The organism is Corallococcus terminator, assembly GCF_003611635.1.
Lineage (GTDB): Bacteria > Myxococcota > Myxococcia > Myxococcales > Myxococcaceae > Corallococcus > Corallococcus terminator.
Window position 1 is genome coordinate 1 of sequence record NZ_RAVZ01000422.1, and the last position, 7,085, is coordinate 7,085.

Below are 7,085 nucleotides of genomic sequence, written 5' to 3' on the forward strand. Positions count from 1 at the left end.
GTGCTGGGGGGGGCGGGTTTGCGCGCGTCGCTCATCGGATGCCGGAGTGTAGAGGCGTCGGTGCGGTGGTGGCTACTGGCCCTTGAGTAGCTGCAGGGCGCGGCTGGCCACCGCGTTGTCGGGCTGGGTCTCCAGCACCTTCCCCAGCCAGCGCTCCGCCTCGGCCGTGGCCTTCTGGCGCTCCTGGGGGCTGCGCGCCTTCTGGGCCTCGTCGGTGTAGAGCAGGCCCAGGCGCAGGGCGAACTCAGTGTTCTCCGGATCCTTCTCCGCCACGTGCTTCAGCTCCCGCTGGGCGGCCGGGTAGTCCCCATCCAACTGGTACACCAGCGCCAGCTTGCCCCGGGCAGGCACCGAGTTCGGCTCCAGCGTCACCGACACCTGGAAGGCACTCTTCGCCGCGGGCAGGTCGCGCGCGTCCAGGCTCAGGTCGCCCAGGCGGAACCACGCGAGCTCCAGCATCGGGTTGAGCACCACGGCCTTCTCGAAGGCGGCGCGAGCCGCGTCCGGCCGCTGACGCGACAGGTACAGCTCCCCCAGATAGAGCTGGTTCTTGCCGTCCCTCGGGGCGCGCTCGATGGCCTGCTTGAACTCGTCCACGGCGCGTCCGGCGTCGTCCAGGCGCTGGTAGGCCAGCCCCAGGAGGGAATGCACCACGGCCAGGTCCGGGTAGTCGTGGAGGATCTCCTCGAAGGCGATGACCGCGTGTTGGGGCGCATCCAGCTCGTGCAGGAACCGCATGCCCTCCTCGAGCTTCGCCTCCGCGGCCTTGGGGAAGCCCTGGAAGGGGTCCGCCAACTGGTTCATCAGCGCCCGGGCGGTGGCGACCTCGCCGGGGGAGGGGGTGCCGCGCACGACGGTGCCCAGGGCCTCCACGGCGCCCGTGGTGTCTCCGGTGCGGGCCAGGGCCTTGGCGAGCGGCAGCTTCCAGCCCGCGCGCTCCGGGGCGAGTTCCACGGCCTTGCGCAGGGGGCCCAGCGCCGCGACGTACTGCTCCGACTCCAGCCGCGCGACGCCCAGGCGGTAGTGGAATTCGGCGGTGGTGGGGGACAGGGTGATGGCGCGCTCGAAGGCGGCCACCGTGGGCTGGCCCGCGTCCTTCGCCCGGGAGAAGAGCGTCAGGCCCAGCATGTACTGGTCCGTCGCGCGCTCGTTCCGGGCGATGGCCTGGCGCAGCTCCTCCCCCCACGCGTCCGCGTGGCCCGCCTTCACCTGGGCTTCGGTGAGGGCCCGAGCCACGTCCACGTCGTCCGGCGTGCGCGCGTGCAGCTCGCGCAGGAGCGGGAGCGCCTTCTCTGGCTGGTTCTCATCCAGGTACGCGCGCGCCTGGGCCTGGGGCGCCAGCGCGGTCCCCGTGGCCTTGCCGTGGCCGCAGCCGGTGGCGAGCAGGCCCAGCCCGAGCAGGGCGACGCGGGTCCAGCGGTGCGAGCAGGGACGGTTCAGGGGCTTCAGGTGCACGGAGGACTCGCTCAGGAGGCTTTGGAGGTGGGGGCGGAGGCTGGCTGCTGGGCGATGCCTTCCTTTCCCTGCAGGGCGATGGCGGCCTCGGTGTCTCCGCCCTTGCCTCCCAGGGAGAGGTTGTCGGCGATGATCTGCGCGCGCACGGCCCGGGCCAGGCCCTCGCGGTCGTTCTCCGCGAACGCCGTGGTGTCGATGGGGCGGCCAATCTTCACGCGCACCAGGCCCGGGGTGATGTTCCACGAGTTCTTGGGCATCAGCGTGGAGCTGCCCTCGATGGTGACGGGGCAGATGGGCACGCGGGCCTTGAGGGCGAGCGCGAACGGACCCTTCTTGAAGGGCAGCACGGTGCCGTCCTCGGAGCGGGTGCCCTCCGGGTACAGGAAGATGCTGGTGCCCTCGCGGACCTTCCGGGCGGCGCGCTCCAGTGATTCGATGGCGGAGGCCCGGTCACCGCGGTTGACGAAGATGTGGCCCGCGAGCCAGAGGTACCAGCCGATGAAGGGCACGAGGCGCAGTTGGCTCTTGGCCACGTAGCGGAAGTCCACTGGCACCGAGATGAAGTGGGCCGGGATGTCGATGGTGGACTGGTGGTTGCCCACGTAGATGGTGGGCCGCTTCGGGTCCACGTTCTCAGCGCCGATGACTTCCAGGCGCGCCCCCCCGGCCCACAGCAGCACGGGGGACCAGAGCCGCCGGGCGACCCAGACCGAGCGCGACGGGTTGAGCGTCAGGATCATGGCCGAGATGGAGACGAAGAACATGATCGCCGACCACACTGCCGCCACCAACATGCACCACAGCTTGCGCAACATGCGTCGGGTTTCCTCCTACCAGTCGCCTCGTGAGGCGGACGGGCCCTGGGAGTGCCGCTCACCGGACGGGCAACCGGGCGACGCATGACTTAACGCGCCGCTGGCACCAGGACGTGCGGGACGGGACGGGGGCATGCAGTTTATCTACCATGGCTTCCCCCACCATTGTTTCTGGTGTGTGCCGCTCGGCGGGGTTACAAGCAAGGGTGGCGTGGCCAGGAAAAAGTTCATCGCCATCGCGGGCAACATCGGGGCCGGAAAGACGGAGCTCACGTCCTTCCTGTGCCGGAAGTACGGCCTCACGCCGTCCTTCGAGCCCAATGACCAGAACCCCTATCTCGCTGATTTCTACAAGGACATGAAGACGTGGGCGTTCCGCTCACAGCTCTTCTTCCTGACGCACAAGTTCCGCCTGCACCAGGAGTTGGAGCGCACGCCGGGCACCGTGCTGCAGGATCGGACGCTGTACGAGGACGCCGAAATCTTCGCCAAGAACCTCCACCGGCAGCGGCTCATCGACAAGCGCGACTGGGGGACATACTGGGAGCTGTACCAGACCATCTCCAAGTCGCTCACGCCGCCGGACCTGATGATCTACCTGCGCTGCCCGGTGGCCACGTTGCGTGAGCGCATCCGGCTGAGGGGACGCGCCATGGAGAAGGACATCCCGACCGCGTACCTCAAGCGCCTCAACGCCCTCTACGAGGAGTGGTTCGAGGGCTACTCGCTGTCGCCGGTGCTGGTGCTGGGGACGGACAAGCTGGACTACCTCACCGACCTGGTGGACCGCGTGGACCTCTTCCGACAGATCGAGAAGCACCTGTGAAGGAGGTCTACGTCCTGGCCACCGAGCAGACGGGGCCGCCCCCGCTGGAGGCGCTGCGCGCGGCGTTCGCCACCGACGAGGTGGAGTTCGTGCCGCATGACGACGCGCAGGGCTTCACCGTGCGCGCGGATGGCTCCGAGGTGCGGGTGGTGCTCAAGCCGGAGAGCGAGGGCCGCCCGCGCGTCAATCCGGAGCTGTTCAGCGGCAGCCCGGAGGCCTTCGCCCGGGTGGAGAAGGCCCAGTCTTGCTACGCGTTCCTCCTGGAGCCGGGGGGCGCGCAGCCCACGCTGCCCGTCTTCGAGGCGCTGTGGACCGTGCGCACGCTGATGGAGCTGGTGCCCGGGGTGCTGGTGGACGTCACGGCGTTCAAGCTGCACGAACCCGAGGACGTGGTGGAGATCACCGAGCTGGATTTCGACATCCGCGACCACGTGCACCTGCACGCCATCGAGCTGGCCGAAGGGGACACGCCCCTGTGGGTGCACTCGCACGGGATGGAGAAGTTCGGCGCTCGCGATGTGGAGATCTTCCACCTGGGCGAGGGAGACCTGCTGGCCGCGGAGAGCTTCCTCCACGAGCTGTGCACGGACCTGGCGTTCGCGCAGGGGCCGGCGCTGCGCCATGAGGTGGCCACCAGCGAGGGCCAGAGCTTCACGATGGTGCCGTCGGAGGAGGCCCGCGCCAACCTGCTGGGCGTGCCGCTGGACGCCTTCGAGGGCCATGAGGGGCTGTTCCTCACGGTGGTGTCGCCGCTGGGCCGGCACAACACGGCGGAGTTGCTGGCGAGCTACCGCGAGCGCTTCGCCAAGGAGCCGGAAGAGCAGACCGCGGCCATGCACGAGGAGGCGCAGGCGCTGCTTCCCGCGTTCCTGGCGCGCTTCCAGCGCAAGGGGTTGATGGAGCCCCTGACGTTCCTGGTGCGCGCCCCCTTCGAGACGCACCCGGAGGGCGAGGCGGTGGTGGAGAACCTGTGGTTGGAGGCGGTGACGCGGGACGAGGGCTCCGTGGTGGGCCGGCTGGTGGATGGCGCGGTGCACACCACCGAGTGGCGCAAGGGCGCCCACGTGGAGGTGGAGGAGAAGCAGATCAACGCCCTGGCCATCGCGCGTGAAGGACGTCCGCTCAACGAGTCCGAGCTGCGGGCCCTGCTGACCGCCGAACGCCCCATGTAGTGGCCGGTGCTTGCTGGCGCCCCTCGGGGCGCTGCTAGGCTTGCCCCATCGCATGCCGGCACTCCTGCTGCTCACGGGCCCGTTCGCGGGGCGCCGCTACGACGTCGTCTCCCAGTTGACCCTCGGGCGCAGCCCGTCGTGCGACATCCCGCTGGAGGACGACCAGGTGTCGCGCCGCCACGCGCAACTGTTCCTGGACCCCGTCGCGGGACAGGTGCGGCTGCGGGACCTGGGCTCCACCAACGGCACGCTCCTCAACGGACAGCGGCTGGCGCTCCAGGAAGAGGCGGTGCTGCGGCCGGGTGACCGGATGCGCGTGGGCGCCACCATCGCGGTGTTCGAGCCGCCGCCGGTGTCCATCGTCGACGAGCCTTCCGGCGTGTCGTCGGCCTCGGAGCCGGGGCACGTCCCCATCGAGGAGGTGCTGCCGCACGTGGGCGCGGCCGCGGCGATGTACTCGGCGGGGACGGCGCTGCTGGGGGCCACCAGCGAGGCGATGGTGCTGCGGCGGCTGGCGGAGGAGACCGTGCATGCGCTCAACGCGGACCGCTCCGCGGCGCTCTTGAGCGGGCCGGAGGGGCTGCGCACCGCGGCGGTGTCCGGTGCCGCGTCCGTGGAGGTGCCTCGCGCGCTGGTGCAGGCCGCGCTGGAGCGCAAGGAGTTGGGACGCACGGATACGGCGCTGTGCTCTCCGCTGGTGGCTTCGGGCGGCCTGCCCTTTGGCGTGCTGTACGTGGAGCGCGAGGAGTCGCCGTTCACCGAGGGCGAGGGGCAGTTGCTTGCGTCACTCGGCCGGCTGGGGGGCGAGGCGTACACGGCGGTGCGTTCGCGCGGCGAGGCGGAAGCGACCGACGTGCCCTGGGTGACTCCGCTGGGGACCTCGCGGGGGTTTCGTGGGCTGTTGGAAGAGGCTCGGCGGGCCGCGAGCAGTGTCGCTCCCGTGGTGTTGCATGGCGAGCCTGGGACGGGAAAGGCGCTGCTGGCGCGCTTCCTCCATGGTCGTTCGCCGCGCGCGCTGGGGCCGTGGGTGATGGTGGAGTGCCGGCAGCCGCTGGAGGCGGTGGAGGTGGCGCTGTTCGGCCGTGCCGGAGCGGCCGGGCAGCCTCCGGTGACGTCCGCGGTGCTGCGTGCGGATGCGGGCACGTTGCTGCTTCGCCATGTGGAGGCCTTGCCTCGCGCGGCGGCGGAGCGATTGGCGCGGATGCTCGCCCGACGCGCGGCTCCGGCTCGGCAGGGTGGTGAGGAACCCGTGGATGTGCGGGTGGTGGCCACCTGTGCCGCTCCGGTGTCCCGGCTGGCTTCGCGCAGTGAGTTCGATGCGGCGCTGGCGCGGGGACTCACGGGCTTCGAACTGGAGGTGCCGCCACTTCGCGAGCGTCGTGGAGATGTGCCGGTGCTGCTCGAGTTCTTCGCGCTGCGCGCGGCACGGCAGAGCGGGCGGGAGGCGCCGGTGCTGGGCCCGGAGGCGCGGCGCCTGCTTGCGGACTACCCGTGGCCGCAGAACGTGCGAGAGCTGGAGTTGGTGGCGGAGCGGCTGGGGCGCGTGTACGCGGCGGGGCAGGTGGGCATCGCGCAGCTTCCTCCCGAAATCCGTGAGGGCTCGGTGGGGCACGCTCCCCGAACGTTGCCGGAACAGGTGGCCCGGCTGGAGCGCGATCTCATCGCGGAGGCGCTGCGCGAGTCGGGAGGCAAGAAGGTCCGCGCGGCGGAGTTGCTGGGCATCAGCCGGCCGACGCTCGACCGGAAGATGGTCGAGTATGAGCTGACGCTGGAGCGAGGGCCTCGCGGTTAGCGCCGGAGCGCGTCGTCGCCCAGCTCAGAATCCCGGGACGAGCTGCTGTGCCTCCTGGATGGACCCGGGTCGGAAGGGTTTCAGGCCTTCGTGATGGCCGTGTCCTTGCGACGGCTGATCAGCACGCCCGTGAGGATGAGCGCCGCTCCGAGCGTCTGGACGAGGGTGGGGCGCTCGCCTCGCATGGCCCAGGCGGTGAGCGCCGCGACCACGGGGATGCCGGTGCCGTAGAGCGTCGTTCGGTTGGTGCCCACCTGCTGCACGCTGCGGAACCAGACGAAGTACGCGAGCACCAGGGGCACCAGCGCTGAATACACGAGCGCCATCCACCCCGAGGTGCTCACTCGCGACGTGTCCATCGCGATGACCTGTGACGCTCCGGCCAGCACCACGCCCGGGGCTCCGGTGAGCATGGTGATGGCGGTGATGCGCAGCGCGGACACGTCCGCTCCCACCGTGCGCGTCCCCACCGTGTAGATGGACCAGCACAGCGAGGCTCCGATGATCAGGGCATCCCCCTGCCACGTCGCCGCGCCCAGGTTCGGCCCCCTCGCTCCCACCACCAGCAGCATGCCGACCACCGCCAGCGAGAGCCCGGCTATGACCGGGCGGCGGAGCCGTTCGATGCCGAGCGCCGCGCCGAGCGCCGCCGTCACCACCGGACTGACCGCCGTGAGCATCCCGCTGTTGGCCGCCGTCGTGCGCGCGAGGCCCTCGATGAAGCACAACTGGTACAGCGTGTTGCCCACGAGCCCCAGGCCGGTGAGCCGCAGGAACACCTTCCACGGCATCGGCTTCCAGCCCTCCACCGCTCCCAGCACCAGCCCCATCGCGAGCGCCGCGAGCCCGAAGCGCAACGCCATGAAGGCCCGGGGCGGCATGCCCTCCAGCGCGTCCTTCACCAGCGTGTAGTTGGTGCCCCAGACGACCACCACGGCGATCATCGCGAGGTCGGATGCGGACAGGAGGCGGGCAGGCGCTGCGACGGCGGGGGACGAGGTACTCACGGCGGCGGGGCATAGGGC

6 protein-coding genes are annotated in these 7,085 nt (G+C 70.6%); 3 read left to right on the forward strand and 3 right to left on the reverse strand.

Annotation, left to right across the window (positions count from 1 at the left end):
- Positions 1-72: 72 nt before the first annotated feature.
- Together D7V88_RS36760 and D7V88_RS36765 are read right to left on the reverse strand one after the other, a co-directional pair.
- The gene (locus tag D7V88_RS36760) at positions 73-1,455 is read right to left on the reverse strand and encodes a tetratricopeptide repeat protein (protein WP_120545248.1); all 1,383 of its coding nucleotides are present in this window, start codon (positions 1,453-1,455) and stop codon (positions 73-75) included.
- An 11-nt stretch (positions 1,456-1,466) separates the two neighbouring features.
- Positions 1,467-2,267, reverse strand: a complete 801-nt coding sequence (locus D7V88_RS36765) for a lysophospholipid acyltransferase family protein (RefSeq protein WP_120545253.1) — start codon at positions 2,265-2,267, stop codon at positions 1,467-1,469.
- A 214-nt stretch (positions 2,268-2,481) separates the two neighbouring features.
- Between D7V88_RS36765 and D7V88_RS36770 the strand changes: the two genes are divergently transcribed.
- From D7V88_RS36770 to D7V88_RS36780, 3 genes are read left to right on the forward strand one after another with little or no spacing between them, the layout of a single operon-like run.
- A complete protein-coding gene (locus D7V88_RS36770; protein ID WP_120545249.1) occupies positions 2,482-3,096 on the forward strand; it encodes a deoxynucleoside kinase in 615 nt (204 codons plus the stop codon).
- On the forward strand, positions 3,093-4,268 hold the full coding sequence (locus D7V88_RS36775; protein WP_120545250.1) for a DUF2314 domain-containing protein: 1,176 nt from the start codon (positions 3,093-3,095) through the stop codon (positions 4,266-4,268). The genes D7V88_RS36770 and D7V88_RS36775 overlap by 4 nt, the downstream gene beginning before the upstream one ends.
- Positions 4,269-4,320: 52 nt before the next feature.
- A complete protein-coding gene (locus D7V88_RS36780) occupies positions 4,321-6,060 on the forward strand; it encodes an FHA domain-containing protein (protein ID WP_120545251.1) in 1,740 nt (579 codons plus the stop codon).
- An 80-nt stretch (positions 6,061-6,140) separates the two neighbouring features.
- Here D7V88_RS36780 and D7V88_RS36785 read toward each other — a convergent pair.
- Positions 6,141-7,085: DMT family transporter (locus tag D7V88_RS36785; RefSeq protein ID WP_244238590.1), on the reverse strand; the 945-nt coding region annotated here is incomplete at its 5' end.

Bases quoted from the DNA above. Each gene is read 5' to 3' on its own strand.
- D7V88_RS36780 (WP_120545251.1), top strand. From the start codon at position 4,321: ATGCCGGCACTCCTGCTGCTCACGGGCCCGTTCGCGGGGCGCCGCTAC.